General features: G+C 55.6%; 11 protein-coding genes. 6 read left to right on the top strand and 5 right to left on the bottom strand.

Annotation, left to right across the window (positions count from 1 at the left end; all coding sequences use genetic code 11):
- Positions 1 to 54: 54 nt before the first annotated feature.
- Complete coding sequence (locus GSQ86_RS15355) at positions 55 to 903, top strand: class I SAM-dependent methyltransferase (protein WP_158750836.1); 849 nt, start codon at positions 55 to 57, stop codon at positions 901 to 903.
- A 29-nt stretch (positions 904 to 932) separates the two neighbouring features.
- On the opposite strand, the gene GSQ86_RS15350 is transcribed toward GSQ86_RS15355, so the two are convergent.
- From GSQ86_RS15350 to GSQ86_RS15340, 3 genes are all read right to left on the bottom strand, one after another.
- Positions 933 to 1,925 carry a zinc-dependent alcohol dehydrogenase family protein gene (locus GSQ86_RS15350; RefSeq protein WP_158750835.1) on the bottom strand — a complete coding sequence of 331 codons (993 nt, stop codon included), beginning with the start codon at positions 1,923 to 1,925 and terminating at the stop codon, positions 933 to 935.
- A gap of 134 nt (positions 1,926 to 2,059) precedes the next feature.
- Entirely contained in the window at positions 2,060 to 3,184 is a 1,125-nt protein-coding gene (locus GSQ86_RS15345) for an acyltransferase (protein ID WP_158750834.1), read from the bottom strand.
- 131 nt (positions 3,185 to 3,315) lie between these two features.
- Positions 3,316 to 4,572 (bottom strand): aminopeptidase, encoded by a 1,257-nt coding sequence (locus GSQ86_RS15340; protein ID WP_158750833.1) that lies wholly within the window; start codon positions 4,570 to 4,572, stop codon positions 3,316 to 3,318.
- A 153-nt stretch (positions 4,573 to 4,725) separates the two neighbouring features.
- On the opposite strand from GSQ86_RS15340, the gene GSQ86_RS15335 reads away from it, so the two are divergent.
- A complete protein-coding gene (locus GSQ86_RS15335) occupies positions 4,726 to 7,149 on the top strand; it encodes an ABC transporter permease (protein WP_158750832.1) in 2,424 nt (807 codons plus the stop codon).
- 26 nt (positions 7,150 to 7,175) lie between these two features.
- On the opposite strand, the gene GSQ86_RS15330 is transcribed toward GSQ86_RS15335, so the two are convergent.
- Complete coding sequence (locus GSQ86_RS15330; RefSeq protein WP_158750831.1) at positions 7,176 to 8,492, bottom strand: adenylosuccinate synthase; 1,317 nt, start codon at positions 8,490 to 8,492, stop codon at positions 7,176 to 7,178.
- Between the two features lie 205 nt (positions 8,493 to 8,697).
- Here GSQ86_RS15330 and GSQ86_RS15325 point away from each other — a divergent pair, with 205 nt between their 5' ends.
- The 4 genes from GSQ86_RS15325 to GSQ86_RS15310 all read left to right on the top strand — a co-directional run bounded on the left by GSQ86_RS15325 (position 8,698) and on the right by GSQ86_RS15310 (position 12,486).
- Entirely contained in the window at positions 8,698 to 9,231 is a 534-nt protein-coding gene (locus GSQ86_RS15325) for a DinB family protein (protein WP_158750830.1), read from the top strand.
- A gap of 490 nt (positions 9,232 to 9,721) precedes the next feature.
- The gene (locus GSQ86_RS15320) at positions 9,722 to 9,988 is read left to right on the top strand and encodes a hypothetical protein (protein ID WP_158750829.1); all 267 of its coding nucleotides are present in this window, start codon (positions 9,722 to 9,724) and stop codon (positions 9,986 to 9,988) included.
- Positions 9,989 to 10,383: 395 nt separating this feature from the next.
- Positions 10,384 to 10,836 (top strand): hypothetical protein, encoded by a 453-nt coding sequence (locus GSQ86_RS15315; protein ID WP_158750828.1) that lies wholly within the window; start codon positions 10,384 to 10,386, stop codon positions 10,834 to 10,836.
- A gap of 561 nt (positions 10,837 to 11,397) precedes the next feature.
- Entirely contained in the window at positions 11,398 to 12,486 is a 1,089-nt protein-coding gene (locus GSQ86_RS15310; protein ID WP_158750827.1) for a hypothetical protein, read from the top strand.
- 30 nt (positions 12,487 to 12,516) lie between these two features.
- Here the strand turns inward: GSQ86_RS15310 and GSQ86_RS15305 are convergent, their stop codons facing one another.
- Complete coding sequence (locus tag GSQ86_RS15305) at positions 12,517 to 14,661, bottom strand: beta-galactosidase (protein WP_158750826.1); 2,145 nt, start codon at positions 14,659 to 14,661, stop codon at positions 12,517 to 12,519.
- Between the last annotated feature and the right edge of the window lie 90 nt (positions 14,662 to 14,751).

Genomic DNA, 14,751 nt, shown 5'->3' with positions numbered 1-14,751 from the left:
TACACTCCCAGCAAGCTCAGCTGATGCGCAAAGCAACACTGGAGGACCAGGGCCATGCTGGGTATTCCTCTACGCTATCTGGTAAAGCATCCCGTCTCCGGCGTGGCCGATCTGGCCGCCGACCCTCTTCAAATCTGGACGACAGTTCACGATACCTATGTAGCTCAGCGCGAACAGCGCGGGCCACGATGTCCATATGAGTCCGATCCCTATTGGGAGCAGCAGCTTCATGGTCTTTTAGGCCTCCCCTGGCCATGCCAGGTTGCTTCAGAGTTTTGGGGTCTTTGGCCAAAGGTCATTGCAGAGATGGAAGCCATGGGAGTTCGAGTGGGTCCAGAGAGCTTTCAGGCATGGAATGACGGCGATGCCGGATTCGTGCGGGCGATATGGTGCCTCGTTCGGCATATGAAACCGAAAATGGTCGTCGAAACCGGTGTGGCGCATGGCGTTACGTCGCGCTGCATTCTCGAGGCGCTGGAAAAAAACGGCGAAGGCCGGCTCTGGAGTATCGACCTTCCACCTCTGGAAAGGGACTGGCGCAAGCAGGTCGGCGTCGCAGTTGGAAATCGCTATGGAGATCGATGGTCCTATATCAAGGGCTCCAGCAGGCTGCATCTCCCTGATCTGCTTTCCCGCCTGGGCCAGATCGATCTTTTCATTCATGACAGCCTGCACAGTGAACGCAATGTACGCTTCGAGCTGGATCGAGCATGGACGGTATTAAGGCCGAACGGCGCAATCGTCGTGGATGATGTCGATGCCAATTGGGGTTTCCAGACATTCACGCAAACCTTTCCCCATCAGCGCTCCATGATTTGCGACGCCGAACCGATTCAACCGGATCTAAGACGTTTCAACCAAAAAGGCCTGTTCGGCATCATTCTGAAGCCTGCACAGGCCTGATTGGGATGGGTCAACTGTATGTTTGAACACTAAGGAACGGTAACGACAATCTTCCCTACCTGCGCATTCGACTCCAGATACTTGTAAGCCTCCACCGTCTGCGCAAACGGAAATGTCTTCGCAATCCGCGGCGTAAATCGCCCATCGGCCAAACGGTCGTAGACATATTTCTTGGCCGGAGCCAGCTTCTCCGGGACGCGGGTAAATTCCATCAGCGTATAGCCGCGAACTGAAACCCCTTTTACCAGGATCGTGACCAGCGGCAAAGGGGTAGGCTGCAATGACAACGCACCATACTGAAAAATAATTCCGCCCGGCGCCACGGCATCGGCCAGTTTTTCAAGAAACGGCCCGGCAACCGGATCGAAGATCACCCGGGCTCCCTTCCCTCCGGTAATCTCCTGAACGTGAGCGACAAAATCCTCTTCCTCGGTGGCGATTACATGATCGGCGCCTAACTCTTTCAGCTCAGCTTTTTTCTGGCTGGTTCGCGTCGTAGCGATCGAAACTGCGCCTTCTGCTTTGGCAATTTCAATCGCGGCAATGCCGACGCTACTCGACGCGGCGGAAATCACAACAAAGTCGCCTTTTTTTACACCAGCAATTCCGATCAGAGCGCCGTAGGCCGTCACATACTGCATCCAGATTGCTGCACTCTCGACCACTGAGAGATTCGCCGGATACTCGGCAAGCGCCACTATCGGAGCAATGACCTCCTCGCCGACCATACCGTATTCATTCAGAGAAAAAGCCGGTATAGTAGAGACCGATTTGCCGATCCAGCTCTTATCGGCATCCGGCCCCACTGCTTCTACCACGCCTGACGCTTCGTAACCCAGTCCGGCAGGCAGCTTGGGCTGATAAATGTATTGGCCGCGATAAAACATCGATTCGGCACGGTTCAGCCCGATCGCCTGCACCTTGAGCCGGACTTCACCTCTACCCGGCTCTGGTTTTGCGATCTCCTCGAACCGCAATACTTCCGGTCCACCAATCTCATGAAAGCGAATTGCCTTTGGCATCGTTCAGCCTCTCCTGTGCCAATTGGATGGACAAGAACGAACATGGATTCATACACTGCTCTGCGCTCCCCTCGGGCGGGCAACAGGGATGTGCGTTTCACCCGCCTTCAGGCTGCCAATTTACGTGCATTCGATCAGCGGATGTGTGCGCTCTCTCCGCGAACAGAAATCGCTTCGCGGGAAAGAGGCTTGCGGGCAGTCTGCCGCGCCATGATTCTTCCAAGGCGGATTCCAGGCTCTTCGATTCCGTGGTACAGCACAAGTGATGCAACGCAGGTGAGGGCCGTCACCAACAAGACATGAATCGGGCCGCCGTGATGCCGGATGAGAGGCATAGGAGGAATGACTTTGAACCAACGATAGTGAGGACTGCTTATGACATACAGCATGATGGGAAAATGCGAGAGATAGATGCCATAGCTGTAACGCGCAACGATTTTTGCAGCAGAGCGTACTGCTTTCGATTGCATTTCACGAAACAACGGAATAACCAGCCCCAGAGAAACTCCTAAAGCGGCAATGAAAAATGGCAGATACTTTTCGGTGGCGAGCATCCAGACGCATGAAACTGCTGCAATCGCTGCAGGCCACAGCCACCCTGGAAACTGTCGATTGTCACGCTGGCGCATAAGTCGCCAAGCCATGACGCCACCGAAAAAACAAGGTACATATCGAAAAATTGTCAACCCATCGCCAAAACGCGGCAATACGCATGCAGCAGCGATGAAAGCTGCCCAAAGAGCCACAAGAAGCTTTACAGGGCGATGCCGGAGAAGAAGAAAAAGTATTGGCAGCGCGACGTACATTTCAATTTCGAGAGGCAATGTCCACAGCGGCGTAATGGTCGGTGGAAACGTTGGTTTGCCATGGAAGAACACATATTGCGTGAGCGTAAGATTCTGCCAGAAATTGACCGGCGACCATTGCGCGTCAAGAAAATACGCGAAAAGAACACACACCATACTCAAGGGATAAATGCGGAAGGCCCGGCGCACATAAAATGGCGTGACCAGCCGCTGTTCCCGAATCGACGTGCGTTCAAGCGACCACATCAATACCAGGGAGGTGTGCACGAAAAAAATCAGCACGCCAAGTTGACCCAGATGCCAGGGAATACTCCACAACGCTCCGGCCCCGTTTCGGATGTCGTAGTAGTGGGTTCCGAAGACTGTCAGGACAGCGACGGAACGCAGAAAATCCAGATTTACCGATTCATGGAACGAAGGGCCCAATCTCGAATTGAGATTGCTGGCTTTCATACCCTGCGACGCCGTAAATATTTGTCATGGCAGGGGAGGAAGGGGAACCCTCAAGGATACAGCAGAATTCCGATCTGTGCTTAGACTTTATGTACAGATCAGAATTCTTTACTACTCAGAACATTCTGCTGCTATACCCATTCACCTCGGCGCATCAATGGCTCCGTCGCGCCATAAGCCGTAATACCGTCGATATCCAGTTTGTCCGAGCCGATCATCCAGTCCACATGGATCAGGCTGTCATTCGCACCCTTGGCAGCCAGTTGCTCCGGAGTGAGCTTATCGCCATCGATCAGGCACGAGCTGTAAGCCTGTCCCAGCGCGATGTGGCATGCAGCATTTTCGTCAAAGAGAGTATTGAAGAAAAGCAATCCGCTGGCTGCAATCGGAGATGAATGCGGCACCAGCGCCACCTCGCCCAGCCGGCGAGCACCATCGTCGGTGTCGATCAGCTTCTGCAGGACTTCCTGACCTTTAGTTGCCTTCGCTTCAACGATGCGGCCGGCTTCAAAACGCACTTGTATGCCTTCAATCATCGTGCCCTGATGCGAGAGCGGCTTGGTAGCTGTTACGACACCATCGGCGCGGTCTTTATGCGGAGTGCTGAAGACCTCTTCGGTCGGCATGTTCGGAATGCAGTAAGCGCCGTTTCCGGCAGTCGTGCCGCCGCCGAGCCAGAGATGGTCATCGGCAAGCCCGAGGCGGAAGTCCGTTCCCGGTCCGCGATACTGCAATGCGGAATAACGCTTTTCGTTCAGATAAGCGGCGCGCTTGTGTAGCCCCGCATCATGCGTCTTCCACGCCGCAACCGGATCTTCAGTGTCGACGCGTGAGGATGCAAAGATCGCGTCCCATAACTTCGCAAGCGCGACTTCGAGAGTATCGTTCGGAAACATCGCCGCAGCCCATGCTGGCGTGGCGCTGGCCACGATCGTCCAGTTGATTTCGTGGCGCGTAATCAGCTCGAGCGCAGGCCGGTAAGCTTTTGAAACAGCGCGGTTGGCGCGGCCCACTTTGTCCGGATCTTCGTTCGAAAGCAGTGACGGATTCGCACCCGCAATCGCCAGCCGTGCGGCGCCGCTTCGGAATGCAGTGCCCATGCCGTCATAGAGCCATGCGGGAGCGCGATCGAAGCTCTCGTCGGATGCAAATTTGTAGCGCATCAGCGCTGTTTCGTCGTCACTAAACAGTGTCGTCACCAGCGAAGCACCGGCGCGATACGCGTGTTCGGTGATGCGGCGCGCGAGCGGCAGCGCATCGAGCGAGGCAGTCATCACCAGTTCCTGCCCGCGCTCGAGTCCCAGTCCAACGCGGACGGCGACTTCGGCGAGACGGTCGAGTTTCTGTTCGTGGGTCAGTTGTTCCGTGGCAAGTGCGGCAGTGGTCATGCTTCCAGTGTAAGCCTTTGGAAGGCCTCAGAGCAGCTTCACAAGGTCAGCATCGGGCTGGCTCATTTCCGTCAAAACATCACGAATCTCATGGAAATGGGAAGGATGCGCGGTTGATAATTTGCCCGTGCCTTCCTTTCGAGGTAGAGAACCATGCACACGCTTTTGCGGAATCTGCGTTACGCACTACGCCAGCTGTTTAAATCACCGGGATTTGCCTTCACCGCTATTCTGACGCTGGCGCTTGGCGTCGGAGCGAACACAGCCATCTTCAGCGTGATTTACGGGCTTCTGCTGCAGACTCTTCCCTTCCATGACGCGGGTCGAATCGTCGCAATCCTTGAGACACATCCGCAGGTTGCAGGAGGCGCAGAAGCCACCTATCCCGACTACCTGGATTGGCGCGCGCAACAGAAGAGTTTCGAGCAAATCGCCGCTTATTCAGTCGTGAACCCCGGCACCGTCTCGCTGGTTATGAATGGCCACGGAGAACAGGTGCACAGGGTGCTCGCCTCGGGCAATTTCTTCTCTGTGCTCGGAGTGTCTCCATTCATTGGGCGCACGTTGACTGAACAAGATGAAAAGCCGGGAAGCGACCACGTCGCCATGCTGAGTGCGACGGCATGGCGGCGCTACTTTGGTGGTGATGCGAATGTTGTCGGGCGCAGCATCGACCTGAATGGTGCGAGTTATACGGTCGTGGGCGTGCTGCCGCCAGGTGCTTCATATCCTGCCGAAGGCGAAGTATGGCTACCGCTTTCGCTGCTCGATTCGGCGACGCAGGCTTCGCGCGTGTGGCACTCGGTGAATGTGCTGGGCCGGCTGCGGACGGATGTTGGATTGACTGAGGCCAGAACTGACATGCAGACGATTGCATCTCGCATATCAGCAGCGTATCCCGCGACCAACCGTCTGGAGGGCGTGACTCTCAAGCCACTGCGAGAGCAGCTGGTAGGCGCACTGCGTCCGGCAATCCTCAGCCTTATGGGAGCAGTCCTGCTGGTGCTGCTGATTGCGTGCACAAACGTCGCCAACCTCATCATGGTGCGTGCTACGGCAGATCAGCGCGAAATCGCCATTCGCCAGGCTCTTGGCGCAGATCGCCGCCGCCTCTTTTCGCAATTTCTGGCTCAGACCGCGATCCTTTGCCTGGTGGGAGGCGGGTTGGGAACAGCCCTTGCGTGGCTTGCCTTACCGCTGCTGCGTCTCGCGCTCTCGCATACCTCAGGCGTGGATCTTTCTCTGGTTCAATCCATTGGGATGAACATTCCGGTGCTGCTGCTCACGCTTGGCACCTGTGCGCTTACAGCGATTGTCTTTGGCGTGCTCCCGGTCACAAAAACTTTTTCCAGCCTCGCGGGAGCTTTTCGCCCCGGCGATCGCAGAAGCACTCCGGCCAGCAGGCGCAGACGCGGCGCACTGATTGCCGGAGAGATTGCTATCGCTGTGATTGTCCTGTTTCTTGGCACGCTCGTCGTCCGGAGCTTTCAGAAGCTTATCGCCATTGATCCTGGCTTTCGCACAGACCATTTGCTCAGCTTTGAAATCACTCTGCCGGAGCCGCGCTATCAGGACAGCAGCACAGCGACAACTCAGCTCTATGAGCAGCTGATAGAAAAAATCTCTCATTCTCCGGGCGTCATTTCTGTGGGGAGCACGACTGCGGTGCCGCTGAATCCATCCATACTCATGACGCGTTTTTTGATCGAAGGCGCTCCGCCGCTCGCTCTAGGATCGTTTCCCTATGCGCAGCTTCGTTTTGTCAGTCCTGACTTCTTCCGCACCATGGGAATTGCGCTCGAGCAGGGCCGGGTCTTTGATCAGAAAGATGTCGATTCGCAAGCGAGTTTCTTTGTCGTCAATCAGGCATTCGCGCACCGGCATCTCTCAGGAAGAAATCCCATTGGTGCGCACGTTCTTATCGACGTCATGAGTCCGCAGCCTTCCAGCATTCCCGTCGTTGGCGTGGTTGCAAACGCGCATGATCTGGGAGTGGAAACCGAGCCGCAGCCGGAAATCTATCTTCAGGGATACGGCTTGCACGCGGTGCTGCTGGTGCGTACCGGAGCAGCTCCACTGAGCATTGTGCCTCTGGTAAGCAACGCAGTGCGTGAGTCAGATCCGAATGTCGCTATCTACAATGTCCACGCTGTCGATGAGATTCTTTCCGATTCGCTTGCGCGACAGAGAATGACGGCAGTGCTGCTCGGCATCTTTGCCGTAATAGCGGTGTTGCTTGCAGCCATCGGTATTTACGGAGTGCTTGCGTATTCCGTCGAGCAGCGAACGAGAGAGATCGGCGTGCGCATGGCGGTAGGGGCGCGGCGAGCAGATATTCTGCGACTGGTGCTGCAGCAGGCCGCAGTATTTATTGCCTCCGGCATTGTGGCTGGTCTGGCGGTTGGCTTTGCCGGCGCACGGCTGCTGAGCGGGCTGCTGTTCAACACCAGCGCAGCAGACCCGCTTTCTGTTTCGATCACAATCGGGGTGCTGGTTGGAATCGCAGTCCTGGCGGTAAGCTTACCCGCACGCCGGGCTGCCTCCGTCAATCCGACGGAGGCACTCCGCGCCGAGTAATAGCATGAAGGAGTTTAGCGCCTCGGTTAGGAATGAAGTTCGTTCAACGCTGCTGCAAATTCAGGCATCAGCATGGTCTGATCGCGGTCCGGGCCTGTCGAAATCATGCCGATTTTTGCGCCGGATTCCTTTTCGAGGAAGCGGAGATAATCCTGCGCGATCTTCGGCAGCTTATCGAATTCGGTGATGCCTTCGGTCGATTCGTTCCAGCCCTTGAGCTTCGTATAAACGCACTCAATGGATTCGATACCGCGCACATCGGCGGGCATAGTGTCGATGAGCTTGCCGTCGATCTTATAGCCGGTGCAGACAGGGATTTCTTCGAAGGCATCGAGCACGTCGAGCTTGGTGACGACCAGCCACTCGGTGCCGTTGACCTGGTTCGAGTAGCGCAGCAGCGGCAGATCGAGCCATCCGCAACGGCGTGGGCGACCGGTAACAGCGCCGAACTCCTGTCCGCGTGCGCGGAGCAGCTCGCCGGATTCGTCGAAGATTTCAGTTGGGAATGGGCCTTCGCCGACGCGGGTGACATATGCTTTGGTCACGCCGATAACTGTGCCGATTTTCGTCGGGCCGACTCCGGTTCCGGTAACGGCTCCGCCTGCGGTGGCTGAGGATGAAGTCACGAACGGATAAGTGCCGTGGTCGATGTCGAGCATCGTTCCCTGCGCGCCTTCAAACATCACGCTGCCGCCGTTGTCGATGGCCTTGTTGAGCATGAAGGCTGTGTCGGTCACGAAGGGCGCGATCTGCTCGGCGGCGTGAGCATACTCTTCGTACATTTTCGCCGGGTCGAGCGGCTTCGCTCCGAAGAGCGCGTTGGCGATGGTATTTTTTTCGTGGCAGGCGTTCTCGATGTGCGTCTTCAGCAGGTTCGTGTTCAGCAAATCGACGACGCGGAGGCCGTTGCGTGCCATCTTGTCTTCGTACGCCGGGCCGATGCCGCGGCTGGTGGTGCCGATGCGCTGGCGTCCGGGCGCGCTTTCCGCGGCAAGCTCGATCATGCGGTGGTATTCGAGGATGACCTGCGCGCGGTTGGAGACGAAGATCTGATTGTCTACGTTAACACCGAGGTCACGCAGCTTGCCGACTTCCTTAAGGAAGGCCATCGGGTCGAGCACAACACCGTTGCCGATGACGGCCTTGGAGCCGGGGCGCAGGATGCCGCAGGGAATAAGTTGGAGGATGAACTTCTTGCCGCCGATGATGACGGTGTGTCCGGCGTTGTGGCCGCCTGCGTAGCGGGCTACAACGGAAAAGCGCTCGGAGAGCACATCGACGATCTTGCCTTTGCCTTCATCGCCCCACTGGGCGCCGAGTACGACTGCTGTTTTTGCTCGCATCTATCTTTGTACCTGTCTTGAACTAGAGCCTGCCTGACACACGTTGCCGCTTGCGATTTTGCCTTCCCGAAATGAGGTGGAGCGTAGAAAGCGTGTGCCGGGTGGGGGCCAAATACCTATGATATACGCGGCTGGCGGGTGCGCCAAAATCTGTCGTGTCTCACGGATTCGGGCAGTGTTAGCCTAGGTGCGAGGTGAAGGACTAATGCAAGCGATGAAAGCGGTATGTGCGGTGGCGGCGCTGGCTGGACTGATGGCTCCAGCGGCGATGTTTGGACAGGCAGCGACGGCGAATGCATTGGCCGCTGAAGTTCAGGCGCGGTATGCGGCGGTGAAGACCAACATCATCAAATCGGCCGACAATATGCCGGCGGAAAACTACAGTTACAAGCCGACGCCGGATATCCGCACCTTTGCCCGCGTTGTGAATCACGTGACGGAGGCGCAGCTGCACGGCTGTGGCGCATTGAATGGCGGCGCTGCGGCGAAAGAGGCTCCCGCGGAGACGGCGGACAAAGCGACGATTGTGGAAGCGCTGAAGGCTTCGTTTGCCGAATGCGATAAGGCTTATGCCGCGCTGAACGATGCGAATATGACGGAGATGGTGCAGGCCGGTCAGGCGAAGCGCTCACGGCTGGGGATTGCGTGGGGAAATGTCGCGCATGACAACGAGCAGTATGCGACGCTGGCTTTGTATATGCGGCTGAAGGGGCTGACGCCTCCGAGCAGCGAGAAGTAGATGTATATATGGCGGGAGAGGCCCCGGGCTGAAGCCCCTTCTGCGTTCGAGCCTTTTTTCACTGGGCTAAACCACGATGCTTCTATCTGAAAAACGCATAACGCTGCGAGGTTTGAGGGATCTCTCGGGGTTTCTATCGAAGAGGCGCTTTCGCGGCTCTTTTGGGTTTGGGAATAGAGTTTGGAGTGTATTGCTCTCCCACCCTTCCGCAAAGTATGCGAAAGGATGGGGCACCCGGCTTCTTCTGGAGGCGCCTCCGCGGCTCTTTTGGGTTTCGGAGTGTGGGTTTAGGGGAGTGCTTTCCTTAACCCAGGTTAGCCTCGCGAACCTGGGCACCCGGGCTGTGTCCACTTTTGAATAGCTTTGACCCTAGAACGGACAGTCCTTTTTTGAATGTCCGGGATTTCTGTTGGTTTCAGAGAGGTTGCGCGCCATAATATTTGGCCTATTGCGTGCTCTTATCTGTTTCTGAAGGTTTTGAGGAATTGCTATGACACAGCCCCCGTATCGTCCTCCAGAGGATCGACCTATGCGCCGTTTCGCTATTTTCGCGGCCGTCCTGATCGTCATCGTGGCTATCGGTTCCCGCCCCTCGCATGGCCGCTCTACTTACGGTTCAGGGAAAGGATCATTCGGCGTCTGTCTTTCATCGCGGGCGGAAATGATGCTGAAATCCATTGTGAACAGGTCGAGGGTTGCGACTGTGCGGGCTGCGTCCATCCGACAAGTCGCAGACAAGGCAACGACTGCTCAGTAGAGAACTATCCGATCGCTTGAGTATTTCCCCGGCCTAAAGGCCGGTGCTTCTACCCGGGAGGCGCTTCGGCGCCTCTCTTGGCTTTGGGAGTGCGGCTTGAAGAATATTGCTTTCCCACCCTTTCGCAAAAATATGCGAAAGGATGGGTGCCTGTTGCTTCTATCAAAAAATAAGGATGATCCCATATCTTAAAAGCGACACATGGGATGCCCATGTTTAAGATATGGGACGCCAGCCCATAAGTTGTAGGGTGTCTTACTAAGTGGACCATTTCATCAACAATGCTTTACAAAACTTAATTCAGCTTAACTAATGTTTATCGCACTCCTTCATGTCCGATGCTGAAATCGAGTTACTGCGCAGATATCCATTGGCTGCGCGGTAAGGAGCGCACCATGAGTCGTGAAAAGCTTACTTCTATATTCCTCAAGTTAGTTCTTGCAGCCATTACTATGAGCGGCATGTCAGCTCTGAGCACGCAGAACGCCGGAGCCCAAACGATTATCGTAACTACTCCAGTTGCCTTCATTGCCGGCAGCCAATCCTATCCGGCTGGGACATACGAGTTCACTCTGTTATCTGCGTGGACTCTTTCCATTCGCAATGTGAATGGAGGAGGACAGAGATTCGTAACGGTGCGTCCTGAAGACGACAGCCGGCTGGGATCAAAAGGAAGCGTGACCTTTGACGATTCCGACGGACGCCAGACTCTAGAAGCAGTCTATGTGCCCGGTACAGGCAGAACTGCCGAGCTGCTTCGACACAACAAGATAGATGACAGGGCTAACTCTGACAGCTCACTGGCCTCGCTGCATAAGGCTGGAAAGCAAAATGCGACAGGCCGATGAGAGAGTAGTTGGCACCAACAAAAATCACTTTTCTAATTTTATGTCTCTTCAATCATGGCGACGTCCCATGATTGCAACGTGATCTTTTCGGATGCGGCGATGGTGTTGTTTGATTAAGTAAGTCGGTTCCGAGATTGTGGAGGCAGGTGAGGGTTTGCTCCCTGCCTGAGCCGTTGAGATGGCAGCGGAGCTTCATCCAAGGGTGGGTATTCTCTGGCATGCGTAAGTTTTGACAGAGCTTATCTGAAATGTCCCATTCAAGCTAAAGGCGGCTTGAATGGGCCACAGTTGCATCCAAAAGAGATGTGGGACTGGCCGCCGAGTGCAACATTCGTATCCGATGAAAATCGGTGAGGAAAGCAACGGGCATGATCCTCGACGCATCCACTCGATAGAGGCATGAATTCATGCGGACAATTTTTAACAGTTGAAACCTTCTTATGCTGCTTATCACCAGTTGGCTTCAAGAATGACAAAATCCGTGCTCTAAGTGCGGCGGTGGCATACGGGGGATGCGGCCGGGGCCCTGACCAAAATCCAAGATGAGGGCCAATGATATTTATGCCCCGACATTCCAGCCCTTTGGGAGCGCATCCACTCCCCGGCATTGACCAATCTGATCTCCCCATCTTTAACCAGGATTGGTGGATTGAGGCTGCGTGCGGATCTTCCCGTTATCGAGAACTGAAGGTTTTCGATGGTAACGTCGTTGTTGGGAGACTGCCCTATATCATATCGAGAAACCGGAAAGGCTTTTCCTGGGCGCGTGACCCGCATTGGTCGCATCTTGGCGGCCCGATCGTTGACGAGCAGCTGAGCCGTAAACAACAAGCAGAGGTTCTCCAATCATTATTGGAGCAGCTGCCTCGATGGTCGTCCGTAGATTTCATTTGCAATCCAAATGTAAGTTATGCCGATCTCGTGAGGACCGCTTTTAAGAATGCAGGTTTTGAACATAGGACTGAACTTACCTATGTGCGCCATCCCAATAATACCGACGTAATGGAGACCCGCAAGAGTAAACATATCGGACATATTAAGAGAGCGGCCAAGAGATTGGATTGCCTGGAAATCAATGCAGAAGAGTTCGTGCGCTTCTATGCGGCAAATCTGTGGACGCAAGAGAAAAGAAGCTATTCGTCTCTCGATGCCATGAGATCCCTGATAGAGGAAGGAACTTCCCGAGCGCAGATGCGTGCCATTGCCGCGAGAGCAAGACCTCCCGAGGATGAAGCTCTCCCCGAAAGGCCCAATGTCCCTCACGACGCCGCCATCGTATATGTGTGGGACAAGTTTCGTTGTTATTATTGGTTGTCCACTCGTCGTGTCGTCCCCGCGGACAGTTCCGATCCAAAGCCTCATCCGGATGCGATCAAGTTTCTCGGCGTGAAAGCTATGGAGCACGCTCAGGCGATGAATTTAATATTTGACACCGATGGGGTCACCACGCCAGGAACAGAGAACCTCTATCGCAATATGTTCGGACTCAGGGAAGAGGAAACGCGCGACGTTTTCTCCCGCACCACCGCGTCGCATCGACTCCTTAGAAAATGTCGCCAGCTCGTAAGAAGAGTGCTCCACACTCTTGCCACGCGTAAATCTGTATACCCTGCCTTGATGAGTTGCGCGTTTGCTTCTTTTTTAAGCTAGATGAAGTAGAGGTGCATCACTTTTCTTCCATTACTTTTCTTCCACGATAGCTACGTCCCATGGCTGCAATGTGATTTTTCCGGATGCCGCGATGGCATTGTTGGTTAGTAAGTCGGTTCCGGCTTTGTAGAAGTAGGTGAAGGTTTGTGGGTCGCTTGAGTAGTTGAGGTAGTAGTGGAGTTGTTTGCCCATGCGGTTGATGCCGTGTTTTACATGGACTGGCGTGGGGAGCTGCTGATCGGGACCCGTTAAGTTCGCTTCTTTGAGGACTTGTTCTACTACTGCTTTTTGTAATGCGTCGGTGAGATAGGTTCCTTCATAGGTGAGCGTGCCGGAGCCGTAGTTGTTTTCGGTAATGGCGGGCCATTTTCCGAAAAACGGGTGGTCATAATATGCCAGCGCTTTGGCGTGTTCGGGCATTAGGAATTCGGCCCAGTAGCTTACTTTGTTTTCTTCTCCGACGTGGAATGGGTCGTCCTTGAGGGCCAGTGGCTTCTCTAAGTTCGAAAATTCCTGGTAGCTGAATCCGGCGGCTTCGCGCAGGGGGCCGGGGGCGCGCACCCAGCGAACGGCGGAGTTCTCATTGGCGAACCCGCTCTTGAAGGTCATGAGGACGTGGCCGCCTCCTTTGACGAAGTCGGAGATTTTCTGGAGCAGGGCGTCGGCGGCGATGTAGAGCATGGGCACGATGAGGACTTTGTATTTGGAGAAGTCGGGGTCTTCGGGAAAGACGAAATCGGTGCCTACGTTGAGATTGTAGAGAGCTGTGTGGATCTGATTGAGGAGCGAGGAGTAGTCGGCGCTGGCGGGTCCAAAGGCCCAGCGTGGGCCGGTGGAGGCGAAGGGCATGAAGTCGATGGCGTTGAGCGAATCGACGCTGTGGAGGATGGCGACCTGGTTGGTGATTTTGAGGTCGATGAGATGCGGACCGATTTTCTGGAGCTCATGCGCAGTGCGGGATACCTCGGCGTAGGGGCGGTTGGGCTCGAGGTCGTGCGAGAGGATGCCTTTCCAGTAGGTTTCCTGTCCGGAATGGATGGAGTGCCAGTGCCAGTACTCGACCATGTTGGCGCCGCTTGAGAGATGGCTGTAAACGTCGAGGCGTAACTGGCCATCGTAGGGAGGGTACTGGAAGGTCGAGGCCCAGTAGGTAGTTTGCGCGTTGGTTTCGGTGACGAGATAGTTGGCGTGCTTGAGCGAACGGTAGTAGTCGCCGGCCTGGGCCTCGATCTCGCCGTCCATGTGGTCCTGCGTGCCGTGATAGGGATTGACGGAGACGATGTCGAGAGCCTTGGCGACTTCAAATTCGTTAACGTCGCGGTGGACGGCGTCGGAAAAGTCCTGCGTAACGAACTGATCGGGACGGCGGTATTCGCGGACGAGGGCGGCTTGCCAGCTTAGGTAATCTGTGACGCGCATCTGCTGCCAGCGGGACCACTCGAGTTTGTATCCGGTGCTGGTGGCGTTCTGGCGCGGCGGCATGTTCTCCCATCCGTCGACGTCTTCGCCCCAGTAGTTGAGGAACCAGACTTTGTTGAGGTTGTCGGTGGTTCCGAACTTTTGCTTGAGGTGATCGACGAAACCGGTGAAGACCTCGGAATTGTTGGCGTTGTAGGAGCCGGTTTCGTTGTCGACCTGCCAGCCGATGACGTAAGGATTATTTTTGTAGTGCTCGACGAGGTTGCGGATGAGGCGTTGCGCGTAAAAGCGGAAGGTGGGGCTGGTAATGTCCATGTTCTGGCGCATGCCGTAGGAGGGCTTGGTTCCGGTGAGCGGCTCGGCGAGAACTTCGGGGTGCTCGTGGTACATCCACGTTGGGATGGAGTAAGTGGGGGTGCCGAGGATGACTTTGATTCCGGCTTTGCCCATGGCGTCGACGACGCGGTCCATCCAGGCGTATTCGAAGCGGCCGTCTTCGGGCTCCCAGAGACTCCAGGTGGACTCGCCCATGCGGACGACGGAGATGTCGGCCTGCTTCATGAGGGCGATGTCTTTATCGAGGCGGCCGGGTTGCAGGTCTGCGGGCATGTACTCGTTGTAGTAGGCGGCGCCGTAGAGAACGTTTTCCCACGGAGCGGCAGAATAGGGCTGGGGGGACTGCGCGATGGCGATGCTGGTGGGGATTGCCGCGAGGAAGAGAATGGGGACGATCTTCAGGATTCTGGGAGTGTACATGCGGCTTTCTGTCTTCGAAAAACTTTTACTGGCATGTGTATCACGGATGGGTGGTTTTTACTTTGAGAGGCTGAACCGCTGAGGTCTTTT

It is taken from the genome of Acidobacterium sp. S8, from assembly GCF_009765985.1.
GTDB lineage: Bacteria > Acidobacteriota > Terriglobia > Terriglobales > Acidobacteriaceae > Alloacidobacterium.
This window is presented reverse-complemented; position numbering and strand designations above follow the sequence as displayed.

What these genes read in the sequence shown, in the direction of transcription:
- GSQ86_RS15350 (WP_158750835.1), bottom strand. Translation starts at nt 1,925, where the DNA reads ATGCCAAAGGCAATTCGCTTTCATGAGATTGGTGGACCGGAAGTATTG.
- GSQ86_RS15340 (WP_158750833.1), bottom strand. Translation starts at nt 4,572, where the DNA reads ATGACCACTGCCGCACTTGCCACGGAACAACTGACCCACGAACAGAAA.
- GSQ86_RS15310 (WP_158750827.1), top strand. Translation starts at nt 11,398, where the DNA reads ATGCCCCGACATTCCAGCCCTTTGGGAGCGCATCCACTCCCCGGCATT.
- GSQ86_RS15325 (WP_158750830.1), top strand. Translation starts at nt 8,698, where the DNA reads ATGCAAGCGATGAAAGCGGTATGTGCGGTGGCGGCGCTGGCTGGACTG.
- GSQ86_RS15330 (WP_158750831.1), bottom strand. Translation starts at nt 8,492, where the DNA reads ATGCGAGCAAAAACAGCAGTCGTACTCGGCGCCCAGTGGGGCGATGAA.
- GSQ86_RS15335 (WP_158750832.1), top strand. Translation starts at nt 4,726, where the DNA reads ATGCACACGCTTTTGCGGAATCTGCGTTACGCACTACGCCAGCTGTTT.
- GSQ86_RS15355 (WP_158750836.1), top strand. Translation starts at nt 55, where the DNA reads ATGCTGGGTATTCCTCTACGCTATCTGGTAAAGCATCCCGTCTCCGGC.
- GSQ86_RS15305 (WP_158750826.1), bottom strand. Translation starts at nt 14,661, where the DNA reads ATGTACACTCCCAGAATCCTGAAGATCGTCCCCATTCTCTTCCTCGCG.
- GSQ86_RS15345 (WP_158750834.1), bottom strand. Translation starts at nt 3,184, where the DNA reads ATGAAAGCCAGCAATCTCAATTCGAGATTGGGCCCTTCGTTCCATGAA.
- GSQ86_RS15320 (WP_158750829.1), top strand. Translation starts at nt 9,722, where the DNA reads ATGACACAGCCCCCGTATCGTCCTCCAGAGGATCGACCTATGCGCCGT.
- GSQ86_RS15315 (WP_158750828.1), top strand. Translation starts at nt 10,384, where the DNA reads ATGAGTCGTGAAAAGCTTACTTCTATATTCCTCAAGTTAGTTCTTGCA.